Source organism: Anaerocolumna aminovalerica, assembly GCF_900115365.1.
In the GTDB taxonomy this organism is placed as follows: domain Bacteria; phylum Bacillota; class Clostridia; order Lachnospirales; family Lachnospiraceae; genus Anaerocolumna; species Anaerocolumna aminovalerica.
On sequence record NZ_FOWD01000030.1, the window covers coordinates 15,887 to 31,632 of the forward strand.

Genomic DNA, 15,746 nt, shown 5'->3' on the forward strand with positions numbered 1-15,746 from the left:
TTTTATCCTATTTACTTCTTTTTTCCTGCCTTTCCCTTCATTCTAATTAACTCATACATCTTTTTGGTGTTCTTACCAAAAGCACTTTCCCCATTGGCCATCTGGGGAAATCCCAAACTTTGCCCCAGCATATTAGCCTCAATCAGTACTACATCCAAGTTCTCATCTATAGTAAAATCCCAGGAAACCATTTTTACCTGAGGTGTATTTAGATGGCACAAATATGCAATTTCAAGCACTTTAGGTATATTGGGTATGCAATAGCGGTAAAATGTTACTTTACTATTGGGATGGCAGCGATATTTTTCTCCTGTTTCAGCAAAGGCATATGGTTTTAAATATCCCCCATCTGATATTCCTATGAAAAGCCCTCCTGCTCCTATATTATCAACTTTACTTCCATTACAGCCTAAACGGAGGACTAAAGGAAGATGATACAATTTATTATCCGTCATATATGTAATTACCCGGATTGTATTCAAAGCTTCACCATAAAGGTCTTTCAATTCCCGGCAATTCACAATCAACTCTTGTACAATAAAATTCTCTTTGTATGATTTAACAATATCTTTTACTGATCTATTTGTGATTATATCTACACCGTTATGAAACTTGCATATTATAAATCCGGCTCCTGAATGGGCCCCGATGGAAGGTTTCATAACTACATAGCCGGCATTACTTATTAATTCACAAGCTTCCTTACAATTTATAATCCTTCTTCCATTCCCGAATTGGGAAATGTCCAATTGATAAGTAGCCCTATGAGATATTCCCAAGGTGGTTTCCCTGTAAGTAGGCTCTATGCAGGTATAAAAAATTCCCCTGCTATTTCCAATCAGTGTTTTGGGAATTCGAAGTCCTTCTACCGATTGATATAAAGGCTCCAGAAGATTTTTATCCTCCAGTGCTAAACTAATACTACGGGGATTTAATAATGGCTCCAGTTTTGTTGAAAATAAAATTTCCGGAAAGTAATCTTTATCAAACTTTCCGGTATAACTTTGATAAAGGCGATGCCACTTTCCAGAATAAGTTTTTCCGTAATAATTAATAAAATTATTTTGTATTGTATTCCTCTGCGTATTTGTAAGAATTACCTTTTTCCATAAATCTCTTTGTTCCCAAAGATATTTATATTCTCCCACTTTCAGCCCCATGCAAAAACTTTTATCAATAAGATAATTCAGCAAAGCCCGTTCTTTTTTCAAAATACCCATATTTTATCCTTTCAAATAATATCAAGCCACATATTTCCAATACTTGATACACTATATTTCTCTCTTACTTTAACTGCCTCTTCCGATAGATTTTCAGCAAATTTCTTATCTTCAATTATTTTTAACATTCCATCTCGCAGTGCTAAAACATCTCCTACTGGAATCAAGATACCATTTTTATCATTCTCTATTACCATGGCGGCTCCTCCAACAGGGCAATCAGTACATACGGAAGGTATGCCCATTGCCATTGCCTCTAGCATGGAGTTGGAAATGCCTTCAAAATCAGAAGAAGAAACATAAATAGAGGCATCCTTTATTCGCTCTGTCAGGTCATCAACATAACCAGGAAATTTCACTTTTTCTTCAAGGTCTAAATTCTTTCGCAGTGATAGTAAATGATCTAACATGTGACCTCTGCCATAAATGATTAATTGGTACTCTTTATGTATTTGGGACACCTCATGAAAGGCAGAAATCAGCATACTGAAATTCTTTTCTTCCGATAGACGTCCTGCTGCAACAATTACTTTTTCTCTGGGACCTTTATGTATACTGGGTAAATCATGGGGTATGGGATTGGGTATCAGGTAACCTTTCTTTTGTATTTTGCCAGGATAGCACTCTTTTGCAAATTTAGTTTGAAATACCATACCATCTGCTAAAGGATATAATATTTTTCTGAGAATTCTAATATAAAGTGGTTTCTTTTGATTAACATTGATAAGTAAAGGGTGTGCACGTTCTGAAATAAGGATTCTTTTCTTTAATTTTAGACAGGACAGGATAGTGAATAAATTAATATCTGTCATAAATGATATGACTGTGTCCGCATTGGAACTTTTTACTTTCTTTCTGATCTCATATAGCCTTTTACATAATATTAATAATTTATTGTTATGCCGGCAGGTTAATTGAATAATGTTTATTCTTTTATTTATTTCATATGTATGCTCCTTATTTCTTACTAATATCATGGTAACGTCAAAGCCCATTTGGGCGAAATAATTTGCAAGGGTTGACATTACTTTCTCTGAGCCGCCTCCTGTAAGGCATGCATTTATAAATAGGATTTTCTTATTCATTATTAAGGATCTGTCCTTTTTTATTTTTTCTTTCTAAGGGAAGGTCAATCCAGTTCCCAAACCTGATATCGTACTTATAGGGTACATATTTTTCAAGGCCGCTTCCTTGATAAAAAGTTATTTCTCCAAAATACACCTTGCCATTTATATCATAAAAGTCGCATCTTACATGAATAAGGTCCTTTGAAAGCTTTTTGGACAATTCAATCATTTCCTCATAACCCTTTGGCTTATGAGGACGTGTTTCACTGTTCTTATAATAATTACTTACAGGCAATTTTTTAAAGTTGATATCAAATATGTCAGATCTGGGGTCTGACTCTCTGTTTGAAATAATATCTACTGTTTTCGGCTGACCGTGATAACATAAAAATTTATAATCTTTTAATTCTGCTCCCGATTCATCTGCCATGTATTCTTCAGCTATAATTCTTGGTTTTATATTCTTATATGCCCATTCTCTTGTGTTTCTAAAATAGTTTCTTTTTAGACACCCTTTGATTTTTTTTCCCGCTTCTTTTACATCAAATGTATTCTTATCTTTGCATATAATAACACTTCCCGAATCATGGGTACATTTTAATACAAACTCATTGGGTAGAGTATTAAAATCTATATCTTCAAACCGGTCCCAAACTCCCAGTAAAGGAATTATATATTCTTCCCCTATGGTATTGGCAACATAGTTTCTCACTTCATACTTATCTGCTAATAGGGTATATTCCGGATTTCTGTCATATAGTTTCAGCCATTGTATCTTTTCATTATATGTCTTAGGATTTTCAAGATTTAATGATTTTCCCATTCGGTGTTTAAACAGTATTTTAAGGTATATTTTGTCTAACCATAAAGAACCGTATAATATCCTGCCCAAAGCATAAATAAAATACAGACCCGGTTCTTTCCTAAAGCGTTTTAATCGTTCACTCATGCATTCCTTTAACCTTATTAAAATTTATTTTTTATTAATATCATTTATTTTTACAGATTGACTTCTAATACTCTTTATTCAGCACTGCATTCCATTGGTCTATAATTTTATTCAAATCAAAACATCTGACTATTTTTTTATTTGCCTCGCTCATAGAATCTTGCAGCTGTGGATTGCTTAGAATTTGGGCCATGGCCCTTGCCAGTTCTTTTTTATTATTCCTTGGTACTACATATCCGTTGATACCGTCTTTAATTAATTCTCTTGCAGCTCCTGTAGGAAAATCTGTAGAAATAACAGGCAATCCTGAAGCCATAGCCTCTATTAAAACATTAGGAAAGCCTTCATAATTGGAAGTAATAACAAAAAGCCGGGCATTATTAACACTTTGCATTACATTTTTTTTGGTTCCCATTAAAAATACATTATTCTCTAAGTTTAGAGTGCGTATTTTTTTGTTTAGATTATTATATTCTGGTCCCTGTCCATATATCTCTACAATATAGTCCGGATAATCACATATTATTTCATGAAAACTCTTAATTAATAAATCGAAATTTTTTTGTGGACTTAGCCTTCCTACTGAAATAATTGCATTTCGTCTTTTATTCAGCAGAGTTGGTGCTATACATTCGGGATTTACCGGATTAGGGATAATTCTTATATTTGACTTACGGGAGATTCTTTTAAAATAACTTCCTACTTGTTTACTTTGACACACCAGACAGTCTGCCATGGGATACATAAATTCACATAGTTTTTTCAGTACATATCCTCTTTTTTGAGGATCGCACCGTTCCGATACCACCACAGGTACATTCTTTACAAATATCCTACGGGTCATAATTGCCAACAAATTGGAATAGGTCAAGAAGGACAATACTGCATCTGGCCTATAGGTTTTTAAATAATACAGGTAGTAAAAAAATCCCTTAATACCACTATAAATAAGTTGGATTAAACGTAACACTTTATTATTTGATTGAACACAGCCTTTTGCACCTACTATCTTTATCCTTGGATCAAGTCTATAAGCACTCTTGGGTTCTTTTAAAGTCACGATGCAAACTTCATTTCCTCTTTTTACGAATTCATTAGCTATAGTGGCCATTACCCGTTCCGCACCGCCCATTACCATTCCGTTAATTAGAAATAAATATTTCTTAGTTTTCATTTAATTCATACCATTCCTCTACACCTTTATTTATTTACTGCTTTAGAATACCAATTCTTTTCAATAAAGTTATCAACTAAGTTCACGATTGCCCTAGGATCCGTATTCTCCCATGGAACTATATCTGCCCTGTCTTCATAATAGGTCTTAATAGCTGCTCCTAAGTCCTCCATATCAGAAACGGACAACAAATATCTGTTGGAGGCAAAGGCCTCGTTCATTTGTATCTGATGATCATTTATGTGCTCGCCGTATTTCTCCAGCCTTGCTACCGCGATTACCTTCTTTTTTGCATTTAAAGCTTTCATAATGGAACCGGATGCACCATGGCTGATTACAATATGAGCCTTATTGATTTTATCCTGAAACTCTTCTTCCGATATAAAATCTTTATATGGGTAATGTTTTGGTTTATATGTGGAGGTACCTGTCTGAGCAAATATCTCTTCTTTAATAACTCCCTCTTCCCACAATTCATCCAGCTTAACAAAAAGGCGGTTAAAGGGATAGTTTCTGGAACCTGCACATGCAAAAATCAATATAAACACCCCCCATATACTGCATTTTTATAAAACTTTTTCTGTGATTCCCACTGAACAATAAATAAATCCGTATGCCTTTCCATTCTTTTTCCTGCTACTGTGGGCATATCAGCCCTTCCAAAGGTTTCTATAAATATAAATTTCTTTCGAAATAAGACTGATAATAAGTAAAAAGGGTATGCAATCATGGTACCGGTGGTAATAATAAAATCAGGCCGTTCTTTTATCCATATAAATATAGTATAAATGGAGTTATATATCATTTTTACCGGCATCCACTTATCTTTTAAATCTGTTTGTTTCATAAAATACTTAGCATTTTCATGAATCTGAGTTTTTTCAGTAACATAAAAACCATTGTACTTATCTATAAGGGGCTGCAGCTTTTTAAGCTGCTCCCAATGTCCACCTGAAGAAGAAACCATGCATAGTCTTGGCATTCGGATATGTTTCCCTTTATATCTACTTGACTTCGGTTTATCTTTTTCCTCTATTTTATCTCTCATCTTCATTATTCTTTTACCTCAATCATATCCTTTACTTTTAGAATATCTTTCTTCACCTGGAGCCTTTTCCAAATAAAACAACCACTACTGTCTTTAGCAATATCTTTATATCCAATTTAAAAGACCAGTTGTCAATATACTCCAAATCCAACTTGACTACTTCTTCAAAATTTGCAATATCACTTCTTCCGCTAACCTGCCACAATCCGGTTAATCCTGATTTAAGCGCCAGCCGCCGTTTATGTCTTCCTTCATACATAAGAAACTCGGATTCTGTAGGCGGCCTGGTTCCTACCAGACTCATATCCCCCTTTAAGATATTAAAGAACTGGGGAAACTCATCAATGCTTGTTTTTCGCATAAATTTTCCTACTTTTGTTACTCTGGGGTCATCTTTCATTTTGAACATAAAACCCTTCATTTCATTGCAGGACACTAAATCTGCCTTACGTTCTTCAGCATCCATATACATAGAACGAAATTTATATATTTTAAAACGCCGTCCATTTTTCCCTACCCGTATTTGTGAGAAAAAAATTGGTCCGGGAGATTCTATTTTGATTACCGGAGCCAGAAAAAGGGTTAATAGGAGGGTCAATATACAACCGATTATTCCGCCTGCAATATCCATAAACCTTTTTAAACGTAACTGAGATTCCTTGAACAGACGTGTACTAAAGGTGAGCACATAATATCCGCTTAATTCCCCCACAATTTTTTCATGTACTTTTAATCCAAATGTATGAATGCTTAAATTAACTGTTACCCCCATGTTTTCAAATTGCAATATAGTTTCTTCCAAGTTCATATATAGAGGTGAGCCACCAGGAATATAAATAAATACTTCATCTACCACTTCCTGCCTTGCTACTTACTACTTATATCAGCTTTAACAGGAATTCCATCTATGACTTCCCCTACTAATTGCCTGTCCAATATGGTTATATATGTAACCTGATACCTCCAGTCATTTTCTTTACGGATTTCTCTTAGTACTTCTTTCACCTGGTCAGAAGTAGTTATTATCATAAGTTTACTACTCCATCCGCTTTTTTTATAAACTGCCAACAGAAGAATCTTAAAATATAGTCTTGCTAAATACGTTATCAATATATTAAGCATAAAGAAAGTTAAAAAAAAATATTCTGGAATAGGTCTCTCCTTCCTGAAAAGCAAACATCAAAAAGGAAAGAGCAGCTCCTAGGAGGCTATTTATTTTGATTACCGTAATGAATTCCTCCAAAAAGCCTCTTTTAAAGATTCCCCCATAGGTATCATATGCATAATAAATTGCTATATAAAGCAAAAGGATAAATATGAAGGCTGTTCCGTACACATATTTAGCCCAATCTCCTGTTATACCTCCGTACCGTATCCATGTGGTAATAAAGAAAGATAATACAATGCAGCATAAATCTGCTAAAAGCAGATATTTATTAGGCATATTTTCTCTAATCAGGTTTATTACTCCCTTCTTTTATTTTTACATATAGTTGATTTTTCTTTGCAATAAGCAAACTTGTAATAAACAACAGGAGCCAAATTGCCAATACTGTTGTAAATACGCCCAAATCAAAAACTTCCTTATGGGGCAGTCTGTTACCTAAGTTTAAATAACTTCCCTTCTCCGGATTCATAGTTTCAGTCATATCCTGCTTTTTATCTGCTACTTTATTTAGATTATCTATTCCGGGTTCTGCTTCTTCCTTAGCTATTGCTATATATATTGTCCTTCCAAAGGCTTTTGTACTTATATCCACATTTCTAAAAGTACTGTTTATCTCAGTTATAATTATTACTGTAATAAGCAGTAACACACACATTGTTATTTTTAGAAGTGTATTACGTTGTTTCAAAGAAAAGCACCTCGTTTTGATTCTATTATTGTATTGAGGATGCAGATAGATTATCACCTCTATCTATGAGTCACTCCATAAAGTTAAATTTGGGAAGTTTAATCCAACTCCCTATCTTTTCCTCTATTTCTATAGGATCAATAACTACAAATCCGGCATCACTGGTAAAAGTCAATTCCCCAAAATATATTTTTGATTGCAATAGGTATAAATCTACTCTTACATGTATAAATTTTTCAGATAAAATTCTTGCATAATCTAATAATAGTTCTAATTTCTCTGGTCTTTCAACATTTAAACTGGAATCTATTTCTTTCATGGTTATATTCTGAATAGGATTCCAATCCAAATCATACATATTACTTCTGTGATTTGTAAATCTGTCAACATGTGCTATGATATATTTTGGATTCCCGTGAAAACAATATATCTTATAATCAATAGGTGAACAGCCTTTTTCATCCTCCAGGTATTCTTCTATGATAATTCTGGGCTTTATAATTCCATAGAACCATTCGCCATAACAGGGTAGATATTTTTCATTTAATCTTCGTTTTAATGTTTTAATGGTTTTTGGAATATTTAACTGGCATTTGTCCCTGCAAATAATATTTCCTCCACTTCCATGAGTGACTTTTATTACAAATTTCTGCGGAAGTTCATCAAAAGGAATATCATAGGGGTTATATCCTTGCCAAAGTAATTTAATCAGTATCTCTTCACAGCCACATTGTTTTACAAATTTCCTTACAGTATATTTATCTGCACACCTTGGCGCTAATTTATCCTTATAATGAAGCTTAATCCACTGAAGTTTTTCAGAATATGTCCTGGGGTTATTCAAATTCAACTTCCTACCGGTTTTTAAACGGTATAGGATTTTTGTAGTTGATTCCGGACTAATTTTATATAATAAGTCCATGGGTGCTAATATGGTTTTCTTTATTCTTCTATTCATTTTATAAATTCCCTAAATATGTATTAAACACCAGCTAGTTATATAATATAACTGCTTTTGGTTCGGTTAACTTTCTTTACACAATATATGAGGAGAAAATATATAATAGTACTTTGTACTTTCTATTATGATATAAATATTTATTTTTTTACCTCAATGTTGAATAATCTTTGCTTAGTTAATTTATTGCAATTACTTTTTATAATACTTTTGCAATTACTTTTTATAATACTTTGCAAATTCTTTTTATAATACTTTGCAAATTCTTTTTACTTTTGCAAAGTACTTACTATAATACTTTGCAATTACTTACTATGATTACTTTTTTAAATTAGAAATTGCAAAAAAGCATCTGGACTGAACCATTTCCTGTCTTCATAACAGGGAGTGATTCAGTCCAGATGCCTTCTATTTGTTATATTTCTGATTCCTTACGTCCTATTTAATTGCTTTGGATATAGGCTAAACTTTAAAATCATTTTTTATCTTAAGAAGCGTTAAGAGTCTATATTATCATAGTCAATTGAATCCTCTTCTTTGCCAAATCCACGCTCATTACTTTAACATCTACAATATCTCCAACACTGACCACATCCAGCGGATGTTTTACAAATTTTTTATTAGTTAATTGTGAAATATGAACAAGACCGTCCTGATGAACTCCAATATCTACAAAGGCACCAAAATCAATTACGTTACGAACGGTACCTTTTAATATCATGCCCTCTGTCAGGTCTTTCATTTCCAATACATCCGTTCTAAGAATTGGTTTTGGCATCTCGTCACGAGGATCCCTTCCTGGCTTCTCCAATTCCTTAATAATATCCTCTAAGGTTATTTCTCCAATACCTAATTCATCGGCCAGTGCTTTTTTATCTTTGATTTGCTTTCCTAAATTACCAAGGCCTCCAGCTTTAATATCCTCCGGTGAATAGGATAACTTCTGAAGAAGATTTTTGGCTGCTTCATAGGATTCCGGATGAACACTGGTAAAATCCAAAGGATTATCTCCATCTAAAATTCTCAGGAAACCGGCACACTGTTCAAAAGCCTTAGGTCCAAGCTTTGATACCTTAAGAAGCTGGCTTCGGTTGGTAAAACGCCCATTTTCCTCACGGTAGGAAACAATATTTTTGGCGATTGCTTTTGATACACCGGATATATATTCCAGCAAAGAAGCGGAGGCAGTATTTAAGTCTATTCCTACTTTATTTACACAGTCTTCCACAACACCGGTCAGAGCTTCCGATAATTTCTTCTGATTCATATCATGTTGATATTGTCCTACACCTATGGATTTGGGATCTATTTTAACCAGTTCTGCTAATGGATCCTGAAGCCTTCTTGCTATGGATGCCGCACTTCTTTGTCCCACATCAAAATTAGGAAACTCTTCTGTTGCTAATTTACTTGCGGAATATACAGAAGCACCTGCTTCATTTACTATAATATAAGATACATTGGAATTCATTTCTTTTAACATATCTGCAATAATTAGTTCAGATTCTCTGGATGCGGTACCGTTACCTACGGAGATTAAGGTAATACCATATTTTTTTATAAGCTCCTTAACTGTCTTTTTTGTTTCCTCTATTTTATTCTGAGGTGCTGTTGGATAAACTACGGTAGTATCAAGAACTTTACCGGTTTCATCTACAACCGCCAGTTTACAGCCTGTTCGAAAAGCAGGGTCCCATCCCAATACCACCTGTCCAACAATAGGAGGCTGCATAAGAAGCTGTTCTAAGTTCTTTCCAAACACTTTAATTGCACCATCTTCTGCTTTTTCTGTTAAATCATTACGAATCTCCCGCTCAATTGCCGGTGCAATAAGACGTTTATAACTGTCTTCAATAGTTGCTTTTAAAAGATTTGTGGTATATGGATTCTCACGAATAATCACTTTCGTCTCAAGGAATCTAAGTATCCTGTCTTCCGGTGCCACAACCTTAACTGTCAGTATCTTCTCATTTTCACCCCGATTTAATGCTAAAACTCTATGACCTGCAAGCTTTGTTAATTTCTCTTCAAAGTTATAATACATTTCATAGACACTTTCCTGATTTTCATCTTTTGCGGTAGATGCAATAATACCTTCTTCAAAAGTAATCTTTCTGATATAGATACGGTAATCTGCTTCGTCTGAAATATTCTCCGCAATAATATCCAAAGCCCCTGCAATAGCCTCTTCTACAGTATTTACTTCCTTTTCCTCTGAGATAAAATTCTTGGCCTCTTCCTCAATTGGCTGAGTTGTCATCTGAAGCAATATTATATTAGCTAAGGGTTCTAAACCTTTTTCCTTTGCAACAGTTGCTCTCGTTCTTCTCTTCGGACGATATGGACGGTACAAATCTTCCACCACAACTAAGGTAGTAGCTTCCAGAATCTGAGCCTTTAACTCTTCTGTTAATTTACCTTGTTCCTCAATACTTGCTAAAACACTTGCCTTCTTATCTTCCAGATTACGTAAGTATAATAATCTTTCATGTAAGTCTCTTAAAACCTCATCATTTAAAGATCCGGTTACTTCTTTACGATATCTTGCGATAAAAGGAATCGTGCTGCCCTCATCGATTAATTTTACGGCAGCTTCTACTTGTCCTAATTTAATATTCAGCTCTTCACTTAGTTGTTTTAAAATATCCATCTTATACTCCTTTAGACTACAACTTTCTATTCTTTGTAAAACTTTACCTATCTATAATACCACTGAATAGGGGGAATTTCAAGAATATAATGTAAAACTGTAAGGACGCTTTGCTGGGGGGAGGTAGAGAGCTCCGAAAGTGGCGGTTGGTTTTTACATTGTCCTGTTTGGTATCGAAGGATAACATGTGGCTTGCTTCAATTTAGCTACCTTTCCTTCCTGCGGCATGTCCTTTGTAGAGCCTCAAAACGCATGACAAGTATCGCAGAGGGCGATACTTGTCACTGAGTCTCTAGTCGGCCATAAGCAGCCTTGTCAGACGGATTACGCCAAATTGAAGCAAGCCACATGTTATCTGAATTTAGGTTGAGAGACAATGTAAAAACCAGCCACCACTTTCGGAGTAATTTACGTTGTGAGGCAAAGCTGGTCGTATTATAATATGTTTAATGGTAAGACAAGTAAGAATAATGGATGAGTTTATCAGATTAGATGGACTGTTTTTAAATGATGTTAATTTATTGATTAATTTTAATGGGTTAATAAGATTAGAACATTATATTCTTTAGGGTATAATAACTAATTTTATTAAATCTATAATATTTTAAATACTTAACGGGGATATAGAAGTAATTGGAATCTAGGTGTTTTCATTTCTTTTAGGTTGTAACTTCTGATTCATAAGATTATTAAGGTTTATTTAATGCAGTATACAAATTGTTTGTCTTATTATATTATTAATATTGTTTTGTAATAAAATCTATTTTTTCCCCTGAATTTTCATAAGGCTTTTGCCGATACCGGGGCAGACATATTGCAAAGTGTGACTTAAATTTTACATAACGAAAGAGGTACAAAAATGAGTAGAAATGAAAAAGCTATATTTACAAATATGTGTATGATTTATAAGGAGGATTCTATTTTAGTTCAAGATAGACGCAATCCAGATTGGCCTGGAGTTACATTTCCTGGTGGGCATGTTGAATATGGTGAATCTTTTGTTGAGTCTGTTAAGAGAGAGGTTTTTGAAGAAACCGGACTTACTATTGAAAATCCTGTTTTATGTGGAATAAAGCAGTTTCAGACAAAGGAGGATGAGAGATATGTGGTTTTATTTTTTAAGACCAATCAATTTAAAGGAGATTTAAGGTCCTCTAAAGAAGGTGATGTGTTTTGGATAAAGAAAGATGAGTTAAAACAATACTCACTTGCTAATGATTTTTTAGATATGGTTTCTGTTTTTGAATCGGATGAACTTAGTGAATTCTATTACTATAGGGAACTGGATGATTGGAAAAAGAAATTGCTATAAAATAAAAACTAAAATCGCAGAGCTAAATAAGTTTTTGCGATTTTACTATTTAATAATAAAAGTATAAGTTCAGTTATCAAACAGACTGTACAAAATTCGCCCAGTCTGCTTGATATACCTAAAGCCAAGGCAATAGAGTAATCATTATCTTTCAATTTTTCTTTAGCCGCTTTTTAATACTATATATTAATTACTTTATCATTTCTTATCTTTTAAATACTTAATCATACAAACAATACCAAGTAAATAGAAAGCCCATTGAACTATACCCATGAATACACCAAAATAAGTTAAAACACTAAACCCCGACATAATAACCTCCTTGCATTTTAGTTAAAACATATCATTTTAGGCATCTTCTGTCAATTGGCTATTGTTATAATTTTCCTGCAGTTTATATATTTTGTACTATATCCTTTTATTACTTAATACTATAATGATATTTCATTCAAAGAGTCTTCATTTTCAAACCACTATTTGTCTATAGAAAAAATCGATCATAAATTCTATTGAGAAGTTGCATATTCATATATCATTACTTCTATATAATACTTCTGAAACAGAATTTATCCAAAGCAATAATATATCCAATACCCAGCTTTGCCCTCACAAAGTAAATTGACCTTCGTGAGTATGGAAGATAGGTTTTTTGTGACTTTGGAAGAATTCGTCATGGTTCTTATACGATAGAAATCGCGCCAATATTTAGAAATTGTGATGTTTGAGGAGGGGGTACAACCCCCGACGAGTTCGCAATTTCTAAATATGCTTTAAGCGATTCCTATCGTATTAGAACCAATCGAATTCTCCAAGGGTCATAACCAAAAAATCTATCTCCCATACTCTCGAAGGGCTCTATATTTACATAGGCAAAGCGTCCTAATTCAATAATCTAAGCCAGACTAAATTTATCATGAACAGCCTTCATAGCCTTTTCAACATAAATTTCATCGATTAATACTGTAACTCTGATTTCAGAGGTAGAAATCATCTTAATATTTACTCCTACATCATAAAGTGCCTCAAACATTTTAGCAGCTACACCTGCGTTAGACATCATACCGGCACCAACAATGGATACTTTAGCAACGGATTTCTCAACATCGATTTTATGGCACTTTAAGCTGCCTGCTCTGTGGCGTTCCAGGATTTCTACCGCTTCTTCTACGCTGTCTTCTGCAACTGTAAAGCTAATATCTTTTGTGCCGTTACGGCCTACTGACTGTAATATGATATCAACATTTATATTATGTCTTGCTAAGTGATTAAATAATTTAAATGCTACCCCTGGTTGATCTTCTAAACCTATAACTGCAATACGGGCTGTATTCTTATCAGCCGCTACACCACTCACTAGCATCTTCTCCATTTTTATTTCCTCCTTCACCACAGTTCCTTCTGAATTATTTAAACTTGAGCGTACAACTAATTGTACTCCATATTTCTTTGCCATTTCTACTGATCTATTGTGTAAAACACCTGCCCCTAGTGATGATAATTCAAGCATCTCATCATAGGTGATTTCATTTAGTTTTTTTGCATTTGGAACAAGTCTTGGATCTGCTGTAAATACACCGTCTACATCGGTATAGATTTCACAGGCATCTGCATTAAGGGCAGCTGCAATAGCAACTGCGGTGGTATCAGAACCCCCTCTGCCCAAGGTGGTATAATCGCCAAAGCTGTTAATGCCCTGAAAGCCTGTAACTATAACTATTTTATTATTTGCAAGCTCACTATGGATTCTATCTACATCAATTCTTTTTATTCTTGCACTGCCATAAACTGAGGTTGTATGCATGGCCACTTGGAAGGCATTTAAAGAAATAGCTGGAACTCCTAAAGAATTCATGGCCATTGCCATTAATGAAACTGAAATTTGCTCTCCTGTTGTTAAAAGCATGTCAACTTCACGCTTTGATGCATTGGGATTAATTTCTCTGGCCTGGGCTAAAAGCAGGTCAGTTTGCTTTCCCATTGCAGATAGTACAACAACAACTTCATTGCCATTTTTATAATCTTCAACACACCTTCTGGCAACATTAAAAATTTTTTCCTTATCGGCTACAGATGTTCCGCCGAATTTTTTTACAATTAACATACAATGCCTCCTATAATTATATTCAAACAAGCTAAAATCTTTGTAGATTCTAATTTCCCTTATAATTCAAATAATTTATTGATTATTTCATATCCGTATTTGACTACATTACCGCTGTTTCCAGCTTCCTTTTCATTGTAATTCCACTTTTTATCCAATTGGTTTGAACTATCGTAAAGCATGTAAGGAACCGGATTGCTTGTGTGGGTTCTGCAACTGATTGGAGTGGGATGATCCGGCATAATCAGCATTCTGTATTCCACACCGGCAGCCTCCATTTGGCTCTTTACCACTTTTATAACTTTGCGGTCTAAATATTCAATGGCCTTTATTTTATTGGAAATATTACCTTGATGGCCCATTTCATCCGGGGCTTCCACATGAATATATACAAAATCCTGATTGTTCTCGGTAAGTTCTTTTACTGCTGCTATAGCTTTCCCTTCATAATTGGTATGTAAGGTACCATCTGCACCTTCTACAGGAACCACCTTCATTCCGGCACCAACAGCAATGCCTTTTAAAAGGTCAACTGCCGAAATCATTGCTCCTCTTTTATGAAACTTTTCTTCAAAAGATGTTAATTGAGGCCTTGTCCCTGCACCCCAAAACCATATGGAATTGGCTTTATTTAGTCCCTTTTCAGCTCTCTCCATATTCAATGGGTGGTTGTTCAATATATCATAACTTTTTTTCATCATATCTTTTAAATATGCGTCTTTCGGTAAATATGTGCCTATTACCTTACCTAATATATCATGAGGAGCTGTTAAATCAACAACCTCCCCTTTGTCCCATATGGTCAGATGTCTATAACTTGTGCCTAAATAATATTTATAAATATCATTTTCTAATTCTTTGCGAACCGCTTCCAACAAAACTTTCGCATCTTCCGTAGATATTTCACTTGCACTATGGTCCAAAATCCTCTTGTCTTCATAAGGAAGAGTATCATCAGACAGGGTTACTATATTGCATCTTAAAGCAATATCTTCATCCTTCATGTCAACTCCAATACTTAATGCTTCCAAAGGAGAACGTCCAGTGTAATATACTTTCGGATTATATCCCAGCACCGATAAATTGGCAGTATCACTTCCCGGTTTCATTCCTTCCGGTATGGTATAACATAATCCAATCTCAGACTTCTTTGATAATTCATCCATGGTTGGTGTCTCTCCATACTCTAAAGGCGTTTTTCCACCCAGCCCTTCAATGGGTTCGTCTGCCATACCGTCACCTAGCACAATAATATATTTCATGATGAAATCCTTCCTTCTCCCTTTATGTATCTTAGTTTACCTTTTATACAGTTAACTTTACTTTTACTTGCTTACTTATTCTTTATGAAAACTTCTTCTTTAAATATCCTTATATTTTATTAATGTATTCTTTTACAAGTAATTTTTAT

At 34.4% G+C, this 15,746-nt stretch carries 15 protein-coding genes; 1 reads left to right on the forward strand and 14 read right to left on the reverse strand.

The features are described from left to right. Positions 1–11 precede the first annotated feature (11 nt). From BM183_RS14940 to BM183_RS14990, 12 genes are all read right to left on the reverse strand, one after another. On the reverse strand, positions 12–1,220 hold the full coding sequence (locus BM183_RS14940; RefSeq protein WP_091687673.1) for a sugar-transfer associated ATP-grasp domain-containing protein: 1,209 nt from the start codon (positions 1,218–1,220) through the stop codon (positions 12–14). Between the two features lie 11 nt (positions 1,221–1,231). Then, on the reverse strand, positions 1,232–2,305 hold the full coding sequence (locus tag BM183_RS14945; protein ID WP_091687674.1) for a glycosyltransferase: 1,074 nt from the start codon (positions 2,303–2,305) through the stop codon (positions 1,232–1,234). Then, on the reverse strand, positions 2,298–3,236 hold the full coding sequence (locus BM183_RS14950; protein WP_091687675.1) for an ATP-grasp fold amidoligase family protein: 939 nt from the start codon (positions 3,234–3,236) through the stop codon (positions 2,298–2,300). Before BM183_RS14950 ends, BM183_RS14945 begins: the two co-directional genes overlap by 8 nt. 64 nt (positions 3,237–3,300) lie before the next feature. After that, complete coding sequence (locus BM183_RS14955; RefSeq protein WP_091687676.1) at positions 3,301–4,410, reverse strand: glycosyltransferase family 4 protein; 1,110 nt, start codon at positions 4,408–4,410, stop codon at positions 3,301–3,303. 26 nt (positions 4,411–4,436) lie between these two features. Next, on the reverse strand, positions 4,437–4,949 hold the full coding sequence (locus BM183_RS14960) for a glycosyltransferase (RefSeq protein WP_091687677.1): 513 nt from the start codon (positions 4,947–4,949) through the stop codon (positions 4,437–4,439). Next, positions 4,946–5,464: a PssD/Cps14F family polysaccharide biosynthesis glycosyltransferase gene (gene pssD, locus BM183_RS14965; RefSeq protein WP_242961017.1), complete on the reverse strand. Its 519-nt coding sequence runs from the start codon at positions 5,462–5,464 to the stop codon at positions 4,946–4,948. The genes BM183_RS14960 and pssD overlap by 4 nt, the downstream gene beginning before the upstream one ends. A 46-nt stretch (positions 5,465–5,510) precedes the next feature. Next, the gene (locus BM183_RS14970; RefSeq protein ID WP_091687678.1) at positions 5,511–6,314 is read right to left on the reverse strand and encodes a sugar transferase; all 804 of its coding nucleotides are present in this window, start codon (positions 6,312–6,314) and stop codon (positions 5,511–5,513) included. An 11-nt stretch (positions 6,315–6,325) separates the two neighbouring features. Next, on the reverse strand, positions 6,326–6,487 hold the full coding sequence (locus BM183_RS20775) for a hypothetical protein (protein ID WP_170848034.1): 162 nt from the start codon (positions 6,485–6,487) through the stop codon (positions 6,326–6,328). A gap of 85 nt (positions 6,488–6,572) precedes the next feature. Beyond that, complete coding sequence (locus BM183_RS14975) at positions 6,573–6,902, reverse strand: hypothetical protein (protein WP_091687679.1); 330 nt, start codon at positions 6,900–6,902, stop codon at positions 6,573–6,575. 7 nt (positions 6,903–6,909) lie between these two features. After that, the gene (locus tag BM183_RS14980; protein WP_091687680.1) at positions 6,910–7,314 is read right to left on the reverse strand and encodes a hypothetical protein; all 405 of its coding nucleotides are present in this window, start codon (positions 7,312–7,314) and stop codon (positions 6,910–6,912) included. Positions 7,315–7,384: 70 nt separating this feature from the next. Further along, positions 7,385–8,272, reverse strand: coding sequence for an ATP-grasp fold amidoligase family protein (locus BM183_RS14985; protein ID WP_091687681.1), 888 nt, complete (start codon positions 8,270–8,272; stop codon positions 7,385–7,387). Between the two features lie 505 nt (positions 8,273–8,777). Further along, on the reverse strand, positions 8,778–10,922 hold the full coding sequence (locus tag BM183_RS14990; RefSeq protein WP_091687682.1) for a Tex family protein: 2,145 nt from the start codon (positions 10,920–10,922) through the stop codon (positions 8,778–8,780). An 859-nt stretch (positions 10,923–11,781) separates the two neighbouring features. Between BM183_RS14990 and BM183_RS14995 the strand changes: the two genes are divergently transcribed. Next, complete coding sequence (locus BM183_RS14995; protein ID WP_091687683.1) at positions 11,782–12,234, forward strand: 8-oxo-dGTP diphosphatase; 453 nt, start codon at positions 11,782–11,784, stop codon at positions 12,232–12,234. Between the two features lie 892 nt (positions 12,235–13,126). Here BM183_RS14995 and BM183_RS15000 read toward each other — a convergent pair. Next, the gene (locus tag BM183_RS15000; protein WP_091687684.1) at positions 13,127–14,335 is read right to left on the reverse strand and encodes an aspartate kinase; all 1,209 of its coding nucleotides are present in this window, start codon (positions 14,333–14,335) and stop codon (positions 13,127–13,129) included. 59 nt (positions 14,336–14,394) lie between these two features. Continuing rightward, the gene (locus tag BM183_RS15005; RefSeq protein WP_091687685.1) at positions 14,395–15,597 is read right to left on the reverse strand and encodes a cofactor-independent phosphoglycerate mutase; all 1,203 of its coding nucleotides are present in this window, start codon (positions 15,595–15,597) and stop codon (positions 14,395–14,397) included. Positions 15,598–15,746 lie beyond the last annotated feature (149 nt).